The sequence below is a fragment of the Arthrobacter arnarulunnguaqae genome (genome assembly GCF_051262515.1).
Taxonomy (GTDB): domain Bacteria; phylum Actinomycetota; class Actinomycetes; order Actinomycetales; family Micrococcaceae; genus Arthrobacter_N.
Genome location: NZ_JBIMER010000001.1, coordinates 374196 through 388724 on the forward strand (window position 1 = coordinate 374196; position 14529 = coordinate 388724).

Annotated in this window: 14 protein-coding genes; 13 read left to right on the top strand and 1 reads right to left on the bottom strand. The window is 67.7% G+C overall.

Annotated features, from left to right (window positions below; genetic code table 11):
- Nucleotides 1-45: 45 nt before the first annotated feature.
- Both ACHAAJ_RS01675 and mshC read left to right on the top strand, forming a co-directional pair.
- The gene (locus tag ACHAAJ_RS01675; RefSeq protein WP_435726112.1) at nt 46-879 is read left to right on the top strand and encodes an undecaprenyl-diphosphate phosphatase; all 834 of its coding nucleotides are present in this window, start codon (nt 46-48) and stop codon (nt 877-879) included.
- A gap of 40 nt (nt 880-919) precedes the next feature.
- Nucleotides 920-2197, top strand: coding sequence for a cysteine--1-D-myo-inosityl 2-amino-2-deoxy-alpha-D-glucopyranoside ligase (mshC, locus tag ACHAAJ_RS01680; RefSeq protein ID WP_435726113.1), 1278 nt, complete (start codon nt 920-922; stop codon nt 2195-2197).
- Here the strand turns inward: mshC and ACHAAJ_RS01685 are convergent.
- A complete protein-coding gene (locus ACHAAJ_RS01685; RefSeq protein WP_435726225.1) occupies nt 2194-3063 on the bottom strand; it encodes a PAC2 family protein in 870 nt (289 codons plus the stop codon). The two genes, mshC and ACHAAJ_RS01685, sit on opposite strands and share 4 nt — an antisense overlap.
- Before the next feature lie 146 nt (nt 3064-3209).
- Here ACHAAJ_RS01685 and ACHAAJ_RS01690 point away from each other — a divergent pair, with 146 nt between their 5' ends.
- The 11 genes from ACHAAJ_RS01690 (at nt 3210) to ACHAAJ_RS01740 (ending at nt 14465) form a co-directional block, all read left to right on the top strand.
- Nucleotides 3210-3968: an HAD family hydrolase gene (locus tag ACHAAJ_RS01690; protein WP_435726114.1), complete on the top strand. Its 759-nt coding sequence runs from the start codon at nt 3210-3212 to the stop codon at nt 3966-3968.
- Nucleotides 3965-5095: a site-2 protease family protein gene (locus tag ACHAAJ_RS01695; RefSeq protein ID WP_435726115.1), complete on the top strand. Its 1131-nt coding sequence runs from the start codon at nt 3965-3967 to the stop codon at nt 5093-5095. Before ACHAAJ_RS01690 ends, ACHAAJ_RS01695 begins: the two co-directional genes overlap by 4 nt.
- A gap of 40 nt (nt 5096-5135) precedes the next feature.
- A complete protein-coding gene (locus tag ACHAAJ_RS01700) occupies nt 5136-6269 on the top strand; it encodes a tRNA (adenine-N1)-methyltransferase (RefSeq protein WP_435726116.1) in 1134 nt (377 codons plus the stop codon).
- A gap of 74 nt (nt 6270-6343) precedes the next feature.
- Entirely contained in the window at nt 6344-8119 is a 1776-nt protein-coding gene (gene arc / locus ACHAAJ_RS01705) for a proteasome ATPase (protein WP_435726117.1), read from the top strand.
- Complete coding sequence (dop, locus tag ACHAAJ_RS01710; RefSeq protein ID WP_435726118.1) at nt 8116-9732, top strand: depupylase/deamidase Dop; 1617 nt, start codon at nt 8116-8118, stop codon at nt 9730-9732. The genes arc and dop overlap by 4 nt, the downstream gene beginning before the upstream one ends.
- Before the next feature lie 125 nt (nt 9733-9857).
- A complete protein-coding gene (locus ACHAAJ_RS01715) occupies nt 9858-10061 on the top strand; it encodes a ubiquitin-like protein Pup (RefSeq protein WP_435726119.1) in 204 nt (67 codons plus the stop codon).
- 2 nt (nt 10062-10063) lie between these two features.
- Nucleotides 10064-10840: a proteasome subunit beta gene (prcB, locus tag ACHAAJ_RS01720; RefSeq protein WP_435726120.1), complete on the top strand. Its 777-nt coding sequence runs from the start codon at nt 10064-10066 to the stop codon at nt 10838-10840.
- A complete protein-coding gene (gene prcA / locus ACHAAJ_RS01725; RefSeq protein ID WP_435726121.1) occupies nt 10841-11563 on the top strand; it encodes a proteasome subunit alpha in 723 nt (240 codons plus the stop codon).
- 3 nt (nt 11564-11566) lie between these two features.
- The gene (pafA, locus tag ACHAAJ_RS01730; protein WP_435726122.1) at nt 11567-12928 is read left to right on the top strand and encodes a Pup--protein ligase; all 1362 of its coding nucleotides are present in this window, start codon (nt 11567-11569) and stop codon (nt 12926-12928) included.
- Nucleotides 12929-13071: 143 nt separating this feature from the next.
- On the top strand, nt 13072-14028 hold the full coding sequence (locus tag ACHAAJ_RS01735; protein WP_435726123.1) for an FKBP-type peptidyl-prolyl cis-trans isomerase: 957 nt from the start codon (nt 13072-13074) through the stop codon (nt 14026-14028).
- A 41-nt stretch (nt 14029-14069) separates the two neighbouring features.
- Nucleotides 14070-14465, top strand: coding sequence for an FKBP-type peptidyl-prolyl cis-trans isomerase (locus ACHAAJ_RS01740; RefSeq protein WP_435726124.1), 396 nt, complete (start codon nt 14070-14072; stop codon nt 14463-14465).
- Nucleotides 14466-14529: the final 64 nt, after the last annotated feature.

A 14529-nucleotide genomic window follows, 5' to 3' on the forward strand; every position in this document is an offset into this window, starting at 1 on the left:
GTGCCGAATCGGGTCACGCGCAGACCGTCAAGTAGTCTCTCACCTGTGAATTGGTTCGAAGCCGCCTTCTTGGGCCTTGTACAAGGGCTCACCGAGTTCCTTCCGATTTCCTCCAGCGCACACTTGCGCATCGTCGGGGAATTCCTGCCCAACGCCAGCGATCCCGGCGCCGCGTTTACCGCCATCACCCAACTGGGTACCGAGACCGCCGTCGTGCTGTTCTTCTGGCGCGACATCGTGCGGATCGTCAAGGCCTGGGCCGGGTCCCTCACGGGACGCGTCGACCGGAAGGATCCGGACGCGCGCATGGGTTGGCTGATCATCCTCGGCAGCGTACCGATCGGCGTCCTCGGTCTCCTGTTCGAGGAACAGATCGACTCCACGTTCCGGAGCCTCTGGCTGGTGGCGACCACGCTGATCGTCTTCGGGCTGATCCTCGCGGTGGCCGACACGATCGGCAAGCAGGAGCGCACGATCAACCAACTCACCTACAAGCACGGAATCCTTTACGGCCTCGCGCAGGCCATGGCGCTCATCCCGGGAGTTTCGCGCTCCGGAGGCACCATCACCGGCGGCATGCTCATGGGCTACACACGCGAAGCGGCCACGCGGTACTCGTTCCTCCTGGCCATCCCCGCCGTTTTCGCCTCCGGCTTCTACAAACTGGCCAAGGCCCTGGGCTCCGAGGGAATGACCGGACCGTACGGCATGGCCGAAACCCTGCTGGCCACGGTTATTGCCTTCGTGGTCGGTTTCGTCATCGTGGGCTGGCTCCTGAAGTACATCTCCACCCACACCTACCGGCTCTTCGTCTGGTACCGCGTGCTTCTTGGCCTCGCCATCTACCTCCTGCTGGGTCTCAACGTCATCAGCGCGTAGCCTTCGTCCATCTTTCCCGGCACCCCCGAAAGGACCGTCCGTGCACGCCTGGTCCGCGCCCCACGTCCCCGCACTGCCCGACACCGCGCCGTCGCCGCGCATCCACGACTCCTCCAGCGGGCGCCTCGAAAGCCCGACCACGGCCGACGGCGCGGGGCTCTACGTCTGCGGCATCACGCCGTATGACGCGACCCATATGGGACACGCCGCCACATACGTGGCCTTCGACCTGCTTCACCGCGCGTGGCTCGACGCCGGCTTGGACGTGACGTACGTCCAGAACGTCACGGATGTCGACGATCCCCTGCTGGAGCGGGCCACGGCCACCGGTGTCGACTGGCGCGAGTTGGCACGCGAGCAGACCGACCTGTTCCGCGGCGACATGGAAGCACTGAACGTCCTTCCGCCGCGGCACTACATCGGGGCGGTGGAGTCCGTCGACTGGATCGTGCCCGTGGTGGAGGAACTTCTTGCCCGGGACATCGCCTACCGGGTCCCCGGAACCGGCGGCGAGCCCGACGGCGACGTGTACTTCGACGCCCGGGGCGCGGCCACGTCCGCCTGGACCCTGGGTGACGTCAGTGGATACGACCGTGAGACCATGCTTGGATTCTTCGCCGAACGGGGCGGAGACCCGGACCGTCCCGGCAAACGGGACAGCCTCGACCCGCTCCTCTGGCGCGTGCGCCGCGATGGCGAACCCGAATGGGACGGCGCGTCGCTCGGCTCCGGACGGCCCGGCTGGCACATCGAGTGCTCCGTCATCGCGCGGCGGTTCCTGCCCGCACCCTTCACGGTCCAGGGCGGAGGATCGGATCTGGTCTTCCCGCACCACGAGTTCTCGGCGGGCCATGCGTCGGCCTCGGACGGCAAGCCGTTGGCGAGCCACTACGTACACACCGGGATGGTCGGCCTTGACGGCGAAAAGATGAGCAAATCCCGGGGCAACCTGGTGCTGGTCTCGAAGTTGCGCGCTGCCGGAGTCGACCCGGTGGCCGTGCGCGCCGTGCTGCTTGGCCGGCACTACCGCACCGACTGGTTCTGGACGGATGCCCTGCTGGAGGAGGCGCACGCCCGCGTCGCCGCCTGGCGCCGTCGGCTTCCGACCGCCACCGAGGCCGAGGCGATCGACCTGCTGGGTGCAATACGCGCCCGCTTGGCGGACGACCTCGATGCGCCGGGCGCGTTGGATGCCTTGGACGCGTGGTCTGCCGCCACCGGTGACCCAGCGGCCGCGGGAACCGGAACCGAGCTGGCGGCGGCAGCCGCCGACGCCCTTTTGGGCCTGCGCCTCGCCGCGCCGAACGCCGGGCGCTAGTCCGATTCGTCTCCGGAGTTGCCGCCATACCCTTCGCGGCCGTCGCGGTCGCGCCCATCGCGGCCGCCCCGGGCCCGGCGTTTGAGGTAGCGCTCGAATTCGCGGGCAATGGATTCCCCGGACGCCTCTGGCAGCTCCGTGGCGTCCTGCGCCTCCTCCAACTGGTGGACGTAGGCCGCGATTTCCGGATCCTCTCCCGCCAATTCGTTGACCCCGCGTTCCCAGGCCTCCGCGTCCTCCGCGACGGAATGCACGTCCAGACTCACCCGTAGGAGCTCCTCCAACTGCCGGAGCAAGGCGAGGGCGGCCTTGGGTGAAGGGGACTGTCCGACGTAGTGCGGCACCGCCGCCCAAATGGACACCGTGGGCAGTCCAGCGGAATCCGCCGTCTCCGCAAGGACACCAAGGATTCCGGTGGGACCCTCGTAGGTGGCCGGTTCCGCCGAGAGCACCTCCCGCAGGTGGGCGTCCTCACTGGTCATGGTCGCGGGAATCGGCCGCGTGTGCGGGACGTCGGCAAGAAGGGCTCCCACCAGCACCACGGCCTTGACGTTCTCCATCTCGGCGAGCGTCAGCAGCTCCCCCGTGAAAGCCTTCCACCGGTAGGTCGGCTCCACGCCGCGCACCAGAAGCACGTCGACGCCGCTGTTCGGGATGCTGGCCCGGTACAGCCGTGTGGCCGGCCAGTGGATGATTCGCTTGCCGGCGGCGTTCCGCCGGACCGTGGGACGCGAGAACTGGTAGTCGTAGTAGTCGTCGTCGCCAATTTGTCCCACCTTCTTGGCCTTCCAAAGCCGCGCAAGGAGGCGGACGGAATCGCTCGCGGCCTCGCCGGCGTCGTTCCAGCCCTCGAAGGCGACCACCATGATGGTGGGCCGCTTTCCGTCGGTGGGCTCGGCGCCGGCGGCCACGACCTCGGTCAGTGAGCTGCGTTCCTGGAAATCCTCTGCCACCGTCTCACCCTAACGCCATAGCGACCTGCGGCGGCGTGCGCCGCCGTTAGAATCGATACATGCCCGCCACCACGCCGCCAGCTTCCGTGCCCCCGAACCCTTTCGACGCCGGCAGCGGCCTCCAGGCGGTGTTGTGGGACATGGACGGGACCATCGTCGACACCGAGCCGTATTGGATCGCCGCCGAAACCAAACTCGTGCACGCCCACGGTGGAACGTGGACGGAGGAGGACGCGCTGCGGCTGGTGGGCCAGGCCCTGCCGAACAGCGCCCGGATGCTTCAGGAAGCGGGCGTCGACCTTCCCATCCGGGACATCATCGACACCCTCACGGGCTCGGTGGTCGACGAAGTGACGAAGAACGTGCCGTGGCGTCCGGGCGCCCGGGAGCTCCTCGAGGATTTGGCGAGGCACGGCGTGCCCTGCGCCCTGGTCACGATGTCCGAGGGGCCCTTGGCGGGGCTCGTTGCGGACGCGCTGCCGGAGGGCACCTTCCGTTTCCTCGTCACCGGCGACATGGTCTCCAAGGGAAAACCGGATCCGGAGCCGTACCTCCACGCGCTGCGGACGATGGCCGGGATCGTTCCGGGACTGGATACGCTGCGCACCGTGGCCCTGGAGGACTCCGTTCCCGGGGTCGCCTCCGCCGCGGCGAGCGGCGCGCGGACCATCGCGGTTCCCCATATCACCGCGCTGCCCGATTCGGGCGACTGGACCGTCTTCCCATCCCTTGCCGGTGTCTCGGCCCGGGAGTTGGACGACTTCGTTCGCGCCCCGCGGGACGTGCCGGCCGGCCAAGGCGCCGGCGGGGCGCCGTGACGCCTGCGGAGCCAGGCCGCACCGAAGGCATTCGGCTGGGCAGGGTTCTCGGCGTTCCGGTCTCGTTGGCATGGTCCTGGTTCCTCATCGCCGCGTTCATGGTGGTGGTGTTCGGGCCGCAGGTCGCGCGCGCAATCCCGGGGATCGGCGTCGCCGCCTATGTGGTGGCGTTCGCCTATGCCGTGCTGCTGATGCTGTCGGTGCTGATCCACGAACTCGCGCATGCCGTGAGCGCGAAGGCCTTCGGCTGGCCCGGGGCACGGATTGTCCTCACACTGTGGGGCGGCCACACGCAGTTCGGCAGTTTCCATGCCACACCGGGCAAATCGCTCCTGGTGGCGCTGGCCGGGCCGGTCGCCAACTTCCTGCTCGCCGGTCTGGGCCATGCGTTCTCCGTCGCGGCCGAGCCCTCGGGCGTCGTCGGTCTCCTCACCACGACACTTGTGTGGGCCAATTTCCTCGTTGCGCTCTTCAACGTGTTGCCTGGCCTGCCGCTCGATGGGGGACGACTCGTCGAATCCCTGGTCTGGCGCGCGACGGGTTCTCAGGAGCACGGCACGGTGGCCGCCGGCTGGGCCGGCCGTGTGATCGTCGTCGCGCTGATCGCGTATTTCGTCGGGTGGCCGCTGGCACAGGGCCGAGCCCTCGACCTTCAGTTCACCCTCGTGGCCGTGCTGGTTGCCGGATTCCTCTGGACCGGTGCCGGGCAGGCCATCCGCGACGCCCGGATGCGCCAGCGTCTTCCGGACGTCAGCGTGCGCGGACTGATGGAACCGGCCAAGGGGCTGGCCGCGGACGCAACCGTGGCGGACATCGATGCCTTGCTGCGCCGGCATCCCGGGCACGTGGTCCTGATGGCGGACGACGGCACGCCGGAAGCCGTCGTGGATTCGGCATCCCTGGCCTCGGTGCCCCCCGAGCTCCGGGCCACGACCCGGGCCGGGACGGTGGCCAGGGCATTGGCGGACGGGGCCGTGGTGGCCGAGGACGGTTCAGGCCGCGAGCTCATCGCCTTCCTGGCCAGCCTCAGCGGCAGCGAATACGCCGTGATCGACTCCGACGGCGAGGTCACTGGCCTCTTGGTCCAATCCGCGGTGGTCGGTGCCATCACCGGCCGCGGCCGCTAGCCCACGCACATCACAGATTCCCACCGAAACGAGCCACACCATGTCCAACGACCAGCAGCCCCCCCACGACGACCTCGACGGCGGTCCGCACGGCGCGACGGCGCGGCGCGGCCCGCTGCGCGCGGGCGACCGGGTGCAACTGACTGACGAAAAACGCCGCATGAACACGATTACCCTCACACCGGACGGGGCTTTCCACACCCACAGGGGCGTCCTTCCGCACAACGCGCTGATCGGTCAGCCCGAAGGCGTCGTCGTGGAGAACACCACGGGGCACCGCTACCAGGCCCTCCGCCCGCTGCTGAAGGATTTCGTCCTCTCCATGCCGCGCGGGGCCGCCGTCGTCTACCCCAAGGACGCCGCACAGATCGTGACCATGGGCGACATCTTTCCGGGCGCGCGTGTTGTCGAGGCCGGTGTCGGATCCGGCGCGCTCTCGATCTCCCTGCTGCGCGCCGTCGGCGACGCGGGTTACCTGCACAGCTTCGAGCGGCGCGCCGAGTTCGCGGACATCGCCCGCGGAAACGTGGAGACGATTTTCGGTGGAACGCACCCCGCGTGGGACATCACGATCGGGGACTTCCAGGAGAAGGTGCTCGAAACCGAGCAGCCGGGTTCGGTGGACCGCGTGGTGCTGGACATGCTCGCCCCCTGGGAGTGTGTCGACGCGGTGGCCACCGTGCTGGCGCCCGGCGGGGTCTGGGTCAACTACGTCGCCACCGTCACCCAGCTCTCGCGGACGGCGGAGGCCATCCGCGCGGATGGCCGCTTCACCGAACCCGAGGCGTGGGAATCCATGGTTCGCGGCTGGCACCTCGACGGATTGGCTGTCCGTCCCGACCACCGGATGGTGGCGCACACGGGATTCCTGATGACGGTCCGCCGGTTGGCCGACGGAACGGCGGGGATACCGGGCCAGAAGCGCATGAAGAACATGGAGTTCGCCGCCGAGGACGTCAACGCCTGGACCCGCGGCCACGACCCGGAGGCTTGGGAAGCGCCGGCTCTGGGGGAGCGGGGTGTGTCCGACAAGCGGTTGCGCCGTGCCGCGAAGGACGCGGCGTCCTCGGTCCAGCGCGGTGCGTTCCGCGACGGAGACGAGCCCGGCGTCGTTTCGGATTCCGGTTCCGACGAGGCCGAACGCAACGAACGCAACGAACGCAACGAACTGTAGGGCGGCCCTGTCGGGCTGGCTACCATGGGGAGTAGCCGCCCCGTCCGGGCGGCGGACAGCGAAGGAGATGCCACATGCCGACGGAACCGCAGCCCGGATCCGGGCCCGAGGCCGAACAGCGCGAGGCCCGGCTCCAAAACCAGCTGGCGCTGGCCGAACGGCAGCTGAACGTGCTGCGCGACAAAGCACGCCAACTCGACCGCCAGCTCGGCACCGCGACGCAGAACAACTCGCGGATGGTCGCGATGCTGGAACGAACGCGCTCCGAGATCGTCACGCTCAAGGCGGCCCTCGAGAAGGACGGCGACACGCCGTTCAGCCACGGAACCATCGTCCAGATCAATCCGAAGCGCCACGCCGAGGCCGGCAAATCGATCTCTTCCGCGGCGGTCGAGAGCGTCGACATCGTCCAGAGCGGGCGGAAACTGCGCGTCTCCGTCAGTCCGCTTCTCAATTTCGAGGCGCTGGAGGTCGGGCAGGAGGTGCTCCTGAACGACTCGTTGACGGTGGTCGCCGGACTCGGCTTCGAGGCCTCGGGCGAACTGGTTGCCGTCAAGGAGGTGCTCGACGACGGCCGCGTCCTGGCGGTCGGCCGGGCCGACGACCAAAAGGTCGTGCGACTCGGGGGCCCGTTGTTGCGGGAACGGGTCAGGGTCGGCGACAGCCTCGCGATCGATCCGCGCACGGGACTGGCGATCGAGCGGGTGCACCTCTCCGACATGCAGTCCCTGGTGCTGGAAGAGGTTCCCGACATTTCCTACGCGGACATCGGCGGCCTCGGCCCGCAGATCGAGCAGATCCGGGATGCGGTGGAGCTCCCGTTCCTGCACGCGGACCTGTACCGCGAGCACGGCCTGCAGGCCCCGAAGGGCATCCTGCTGTACGGCCCGCCCGGTTGCGGAAAGACGCTGATCGCCAAGGCGGTGGCCCATTCGCTGGCGGAACGTACCGCGGAGTTGCGCAGCGGCGAGGCCGCACGCAGCTACTTCCTGAACATCAAGGGCCCCGAGCTGCTGGACAAGTACGTGGGCGAGACCGAACGCCACATCCGCCTGATCTTCGCACGCGCCCGCGAAAAGGCGACCGGTGGCAACCCGGTGGTGGTCTTCTTCGACGAGATGGATTCCCTGTTCCGGACCCGGGGCACGGGAGTGTCCTCCGACGTCGAAACGACGATCGTCCCACAGCTGCTCAGCGAGATCGACGGAGTGGAGAAGCTGGACAACGTCATCATCATCGGCGCGTCCAACCGGGAGGACATGATCGACCCGGCGATCCTCCGCCCCGGCCGCCTGGATGTGAAGATCAAGGTCAAGCGGCCCGATTCCGAGGGAGCGGCGGAAATCTTCGCCAAGTACCTCACGCGGGATCTTCCGCTGCACCCGGACGACCTCGCCGTACACGGCGGCGACCGGAAAGCCACCGTGCTGGAGATGATTCGGCAGACCGTCGAGGCGATGTACGCCACGGACAAGGAGAACGAGTTCCTGGAGGTCACCTACGCCAATGGCGAGACCGAGGTCCTGTACTTCAAGGACTTTAACTCCGGCGCCGTCATCCGCAATGTGGTGGACCGCGCCAAGAAATCGGCGATCAAGGAGCTGCTCACCACCGGGGTGCGTGGCCTTCGCATCGAGCACCTGCTGCGCGGCGTCGTCGACGAGTTCCACGAACACGAGGACATGCCGAACACCACCAACCCGGACGACTGGGCGAGGATCTCCGGGAAGAAGGGCGAGCGCATCACCTACATCCGCACCATCATCCAGGACAAGGGAGGTTCGGAGGTGGGACGGAGCCTGGCGGACGAAGGCGCCAGCACCTACTCCAATACCGGACAATACCTGTGACGGTCCGCCGCGTCGTCGGGCTGGAGACCGAGTACGGCGTCCTGGCGCCGTCGCAACCTGGGGCGAACTCCACCATCCTGTCCGCCCAGGTGGTCAATGCGTACGCCGCCACGGTGCGGCACGGATACGGCCACCTGGCCGGAACGCGTTGGGACTACGCGGACGAGACGCCGCTGAGCGACGCGCGGGGATTCTCCGTTCCACGCGCCGACGCGGACCGGTCCCAGCTGACTGACGAGCCCAGGGAACTGACCGCCGAGGAGATCGCTCTGGCCGGCGGAGAGACGCGGATCGGGGAAACCCTCTACGCGGAGGACGGCACCCCGGACGCCGCGGGCCACGTCCTGATGAACATGGTGTTGGGCAACGGCGCGCGCCTCTACGTGGACCACGCCCACCCCGAGTACTCGTCGCCGGAGACGACCAACCCGCTCGACGCCGTCCTGTGGGATCAGGCGGGCGACCGCGTGGCGCTGGCCGCCGCGCGGCACATCGCACAGACTCCGGGGTTCGCCGAGGTGCTGCTCTACAAGAACAACACCGACAACAAGGGCGTGAGCTACGGCGCGCACGAGAACTATCTCATGCCGCGCGCGACGCCGTTCGGCGAGATCTCCGCGGGCCTCATCCCGTTCTTCGCATCCAGACAGGTCCTGTGCGGCTCCGGACGCGTGGGCAGGGGTGTCACCGGCAAGGATGTCGGATACCAGGTCAGCCAGCGTGCCGACTTCTTCGAGGCGGAGGTCGGCTTGGAAACGACGATCCGCCGCCCCCTGGTCAATACCCGCGACGAACCCCACGCCGCCTCGGAGAAGTACCGCCGGCTGCACGTTATCCTTGGAGACGCCAATCTCGGGCAGGTGTCGACCTACCTCAGGGTGGGCACGACGTCGTTGGTGCTCGCGCTGATCGAAGCGGGCCGTGCGCCCGCCATCGAATTGCGCGACGCGGTCGGCGCCGTCCAACGCATAAGCCACGACCCCACACTGCGGACCGTCGTCGAACTCGCGGACGGCACCAAGGTGACCGCATTGGACCTGCAGGAGCGGTACCTCGACGCCGCGCGGCTCCACTGCGGGGAGACTGGCGCGGACGACCGACAGACCCTCGACGTGCTCTCTCGCTGGCAGTGGACCATCGACACGCTGCGGAGCGACGTCCTGGCCGCGGCAGCGCAGGTGGATTGGATCGCCAAGTACCGGTTGATGGAGCAGTACCGGGAACGGCATTCGTTGGGCTGGGACGACCCGCGGATCACGCTGATGGACCTCCAGTGGGCCGACATCCGTCCGGAGAAGGGCCTCTACCACCGTTTGGCCGCCCGAGGCGTCGTGGAGACCCTGTTTACGGAGGAGCGGATCGCGGCGGCGGTGGGTTCCCCGCCGGAGGACACGCGTGCCTACTTCCGCGGCCGGTCGCTGGCCGACTACCCGGACGACGTCGTGGGGGCCAGTTGGGATTCCGTCATTTTCAGCGTCCCGGGTCGCGCAGGCCTGGAGCGCGTATCGATGCTGGAACCCCTGCGCGGGACGCGCGACCTGGTCGGGCCCCTCTTCGAGGCGGGCCTCGAGATCGGTGAATTCGTGGACAGGCTCAGGTCGGGGCGGCGCTAGGGGATCGCATCGGCGCTAGTGGGGTGCCTCAAAGTGCTTCCCCGCATCGTCACCACCCCGGAGCATCCAGTGGCAAGATGGGAGTTGGCGGCGGAGCAGCCCCAACGTGAATCAAGGAGGACGCCATGGCCCAGGAACAGTTCAAGGCGAAGCCTGCCCAGCAGACGCAGGATCTCGAGGAGGCTCCAGCCCCGACCGGAGCCGGCGCTTCCGCGGGAAAACAGGCACAGACCCAGGGGGTCGATGACCTGCTGGATGAGATCGATGGCGTGCTGGAGAGCAACGCCGAGGAGTTCGTTCGCGGATTCGTGCAGAAGGGCGGCCAGTAGCGGTGGATGTCCCCGCGGGGCCGTCGTTCCTCGAGTTCCTGGCGCGCGAGCGCCCCGACCTGCTGCCGACGCGTGACGCGGCGCCCGTCGAGGCACTGCGGCACGCGACGACGATCGTGGCGGTTTCCTACGACGGCGGCGTGGTTATGGCCGGCGACCGGAGGGCCACGATCGGCAACGTCATCGCCAGCAGGCACATGGAAAAGGTCTTCGCGACCGATCGGTATTCGGTCGTGGGGATCGCGGGTTCAGCAGGAGTCGCCATGGACATCGCGAGGTTGTTCCAGGTCGAGTTGGAGCACTACGAGAAAATCGAGGGAACGCTGCTGAGCCTGGACGGCAAGGCCAACCGGCTTGCGGCCATGATTCGTACGAACCTGGGCATGGCGCTGCAGGGCATGTCGGTGGTCCCGCTGTTCGCGGGATTCGACCCCGGCCGCGAACTGGGCCGGATCTTCTCGTTCGATATCACCGGGGGCCGCTACGAGGAGCAGGAACACCACAGCATCGGATCCGGCTCGGTCTTCGCGCGCGGCGCCCTGAAGAAGCTATGGCGCCCGGGAATGGACGCCGGGGTGGCGGTGGAGGTGGCGGTCGAGGCGCTGTACGACGCCGCCGACGACGATTCGGCCACCGGGGGCCCTGACCTCGTCCGCCAACTGTGGCCGGTGGTTTTCGCCGTCGACCGGGACGGCACCAGACGCATCCCCGGCGACGAGTTGGCCGCCGTTGCCACGGACATCGTCCGTCGCCGTTCCATCGCAGGCAGGGAGGCCTAGATGTCCGCCCAGTTCTACGTCTCGCCGGAACAACTGATGAAGGACCGCGCGGATTTCGCGCGCAAGGGCATCGCCCGGGGGAGGTCGGTGGTCGTGGCCAGTTGCGTCGACGGCATCGCGCTGGTGGCGGAAAACCCGTCCGCCTCGCTTCGGAAGGTCGGCGAGATCTACGACAGGATCGCCTTCGCGGCCGTCGGCAAATACAACGAGTTCGAATCGCTGCGCCAGATCGGTGTCCGGTACGCGGACACCCGGGGCTATTCCTACGACCGCGACGATGTCACGGGCCGCGGACTGGCCAGTGTCTACGCCCAGAGCCTCGGGGGTGTGTTCACGGCGGAAAGCAAGCCGTTCGAGGTTGAATTGGCGGTCGTGGAGGTCGGGCGGGCGCCGGCGGAGGACCGTCTTTTCCGCGTCAACTTCGACGGATCCATCTCCGATGAACCTGGACTCGTCATCATGGGCGGGGATGCGGAAACGGTCGCGGCCGCCATGGAGGGCGCGTGGGGCGGGTACGGCGGAACCGACGGCGGGACGGCCGGAGCCATCCGTGCCGCCGCGACGGCGCTGCCCGGTGTCGCGGAGGGTCCCGCCGGCGCGGGGCTCTTGGAAGTTGCCGTGCTCGATCGGGACCCCGTATCCCGCCATGGGACACGCCGCGCCTTCCGGCGGCTCGATGCCTCCGAGGTGGCCTCCGTATTGGGCGCAGGAGGGAAGGACTAGGACATGGACCGCAGGATTTTCGGCATCGAAACCGAATACGGCATCGCGTATTCGGCGCCCGGCGGGCGGCCGTTGACGCCCGAGGAGGTCGCGCGCTACCTTTTCCGCAAGGTGGTGGCTTGGGGACGCAGCTCCAACGTCTTCCTCACCAACGGCTCCCGGCTCTACTTGGACGTGGGATCGCATCCCGAGTACGCCACGGCCGAGTGCGACGACATCGCGCAACTCATTGCCCACGACAGGGCCGGCGAAGCGATTCTCCAGGACCTGGTGCAAACCGCGGAGGAGAGGATGCGGGAGGACGGCTTCCCCGGTTCCGTCTACCTCTTCAAGAACAACACGGATTCCGCCGGCAACTCCTACGGGTGCCACGAGAACTACCTCATTCCCCGCCGCCTGGAGTTCTCCAGGCTGGCCGAGATCCTGATCCCCTTCCTGGTCACGCGGCAGATCTTCGCCGGGGCGGGGAAGATCCTGCCGGTCGACGGAGAGCACCGCTTTGCCTTTTCGCAGCGGGCGGACCACGTGTGGGAGGGCGTGTCGTCGGCCACGACGCGTTCCCGCCCCATCATCAACACGCGGGACGAGCCCCACGCGGATGCGGAACACTACCGAAGGCTCCACGTGATTGTCGGGGACTCCAACATGTCCGAGACGACGCAGCTGGTGAAGGTCGGCGCCACCGACCTGATGCTGCGCATGATCGAAGCCGGCACCATCATGGGGGATTTCCGTCTGGAGAACCCGATCCGGAGCATCCGGGAGATTTCCCACGACCTCACTGGCCGCACGCCCGTCAGGTTGGCCAACGGCCGTGAGATGTCGGCGTTGCAATTGCAGGAGGCCTTCCACGCGAAGGTCTCGGAGTTCCTGGACCGCGAGGGCGGCCATACTCCGCACGTTCCTCGAATCATGGACCTCTGGCGACGTTCGATCGACGCAGTCGCCAACGAGGACCCCTCCGGTATCGACAGGGAAATTGACTGGGCCATCAAGCACAAGCTCGTCCGCGGCTACCAAAACAAGCACGGGCTTGACCTCTCGGCGCCCCGCATCGCCCAACTCGACTTGACGTACCACGACATCTCCCCCACTCGCGGATTGTTCCAGCTGCTGCGAGCCAAGGGCCTCGTCGCGAACGTGGTGGACCAGGACGCCGTGGACGATGCGCGTTCTCATCCGCCGCAGACAACGCGGGCAAAGTTGCGGGGCGATTTCGTGCGTGCGGCGAAAGACGCGGGGCGCGACTTCACGGTCGATTGGGTACACCTGAAACTGAATGACCATGCCGGGCAAACCGTGCTGTGCAAGGACCCCTTCGCGAACTCTGACCCGCGCGTCGAGGAGCTTCTCGGCCTCCTGTAGACCATCCGAGCAGCTGGGGCGGCAGGGACGCGTGGGCCGTGGGCTTGGAAACCTCACAGGAAAAGCACCTAAACTGGGTGGGATTCGTTCCGCCCGGCGCGCTGGGCGCCGGTAGGTCAAAGATCCCAACGAAAGTTGAATTCGTGCGCAAGCTTTTCGCAGTAGTGCTGGCCCTGGCCCTCTTGGCCTTGGCCGGTTGCGGGGCAGGTTCCCCGAAGACCGTGGGGGACGCAGAGCCTCTCTCTTCCATCGAAATCACTCCCGGCGCGGATGACAATACCGCCCCGTCGGTCGAGTTCGACACGCCCTTGGATGCCACGGCCGCTGGAGCCCGGGTTGTCGAGGAGGGTGACGGTCCGGAAATCAAGGAGAACCAAGACGTCTCCTACAAGCTCGCGGGCTACAGCACCGAGGACGGGAGCGAACTGGGCAACCTCTTCGGGCAGGACGCGCAGATCCTGTCTCTGACGGAGGAGATGAAGGCGGCCGACGCGGAGATCTACGAGATCCTGCTCGGATCCAGGGTGGGTTCCTGGGTTGCGTACGTCCGTCCGTCCGAGCCTGCGGCCGCCCCGGAGGGCGAGAGCACTGCACCGGACGAGCCGGCCTCGGCGAGCGAGGTCCTGATCCTGAAGATTGTCGGCGCCGAGGACCGCCCGGAGCCGCCGCGCACGCTCGAGCAGTCCGAGGTCAAGGAACTGGTGGACTCGAAGTCCTTCCCCACCGTCGAGTTCGACGCGGACGGCAAGCCCACCATTTCCCTGCCCGAGGGCAAGGAAGCACCAGATGGACTCGCGGTCCACGTGCTGGAGGAGGGCGACGGCGAGACGCTCACCGCGGAATCCACCATCACCGCCGACTATGCCGGCGTCCGGTGGGAAGACGGCAAGGTCTTCGACTCGAGTTACGAACGCGGCGAGCCCGCCGAGTTCGGGTTGACCCAAGTGATTCAGGGCTGGACCGAAGGTCTCACGGGCCAGAAGGTCGGCTCCAAGGTGCTTCTGAGCATTCCAGCCGAGATGGCCTACGGCAAGGAGGCACCGGAGGGGACGCCCGCGGGTCCGCTCGTCTTCGTGGTCGACATCAAGTCGGCCAAGTAGCCTAGAACCCGCACATCCACACCCCCAACGAAAGGACCGCCATGTCGTTTGGACAGCGCGAGTACGACCGCACCAAGCCCGAAATCGAGTTCCCGGGCGACGCCGTCCCCACGGAGCTTGTGATCGAGGACATCATCGTCGGCGACGGCACGGAGGCCACGGCCGGCAGCACCGTTTCCGCACACTACGTGGGCGTCGCCTGGTCTTCCGGCGAGGAGTTCGACTCCTCGTGGAACCGCGGCCAGCCGCTGGACTTCAAGGTGGGAGTCGGCCAGGTCATCCAGGGATGGGACCAGGGACTCCTGGGCATGAAGGTCGGCGGACGCCGCCGGTTGGAGATCCCCCCGCACATGGCCTACGGCGACCGGGGTGCCGGCGCCGCCATCGGCCCCAACGAGACGCTGATCTTCGTCGTCGACCTCGTCGGCGTCCGCTAACCGGACCGATAGACGCACTGCCGCCGGGGCGGCGCGGACCGCACTACCGCGGTCTGCGCCGCCT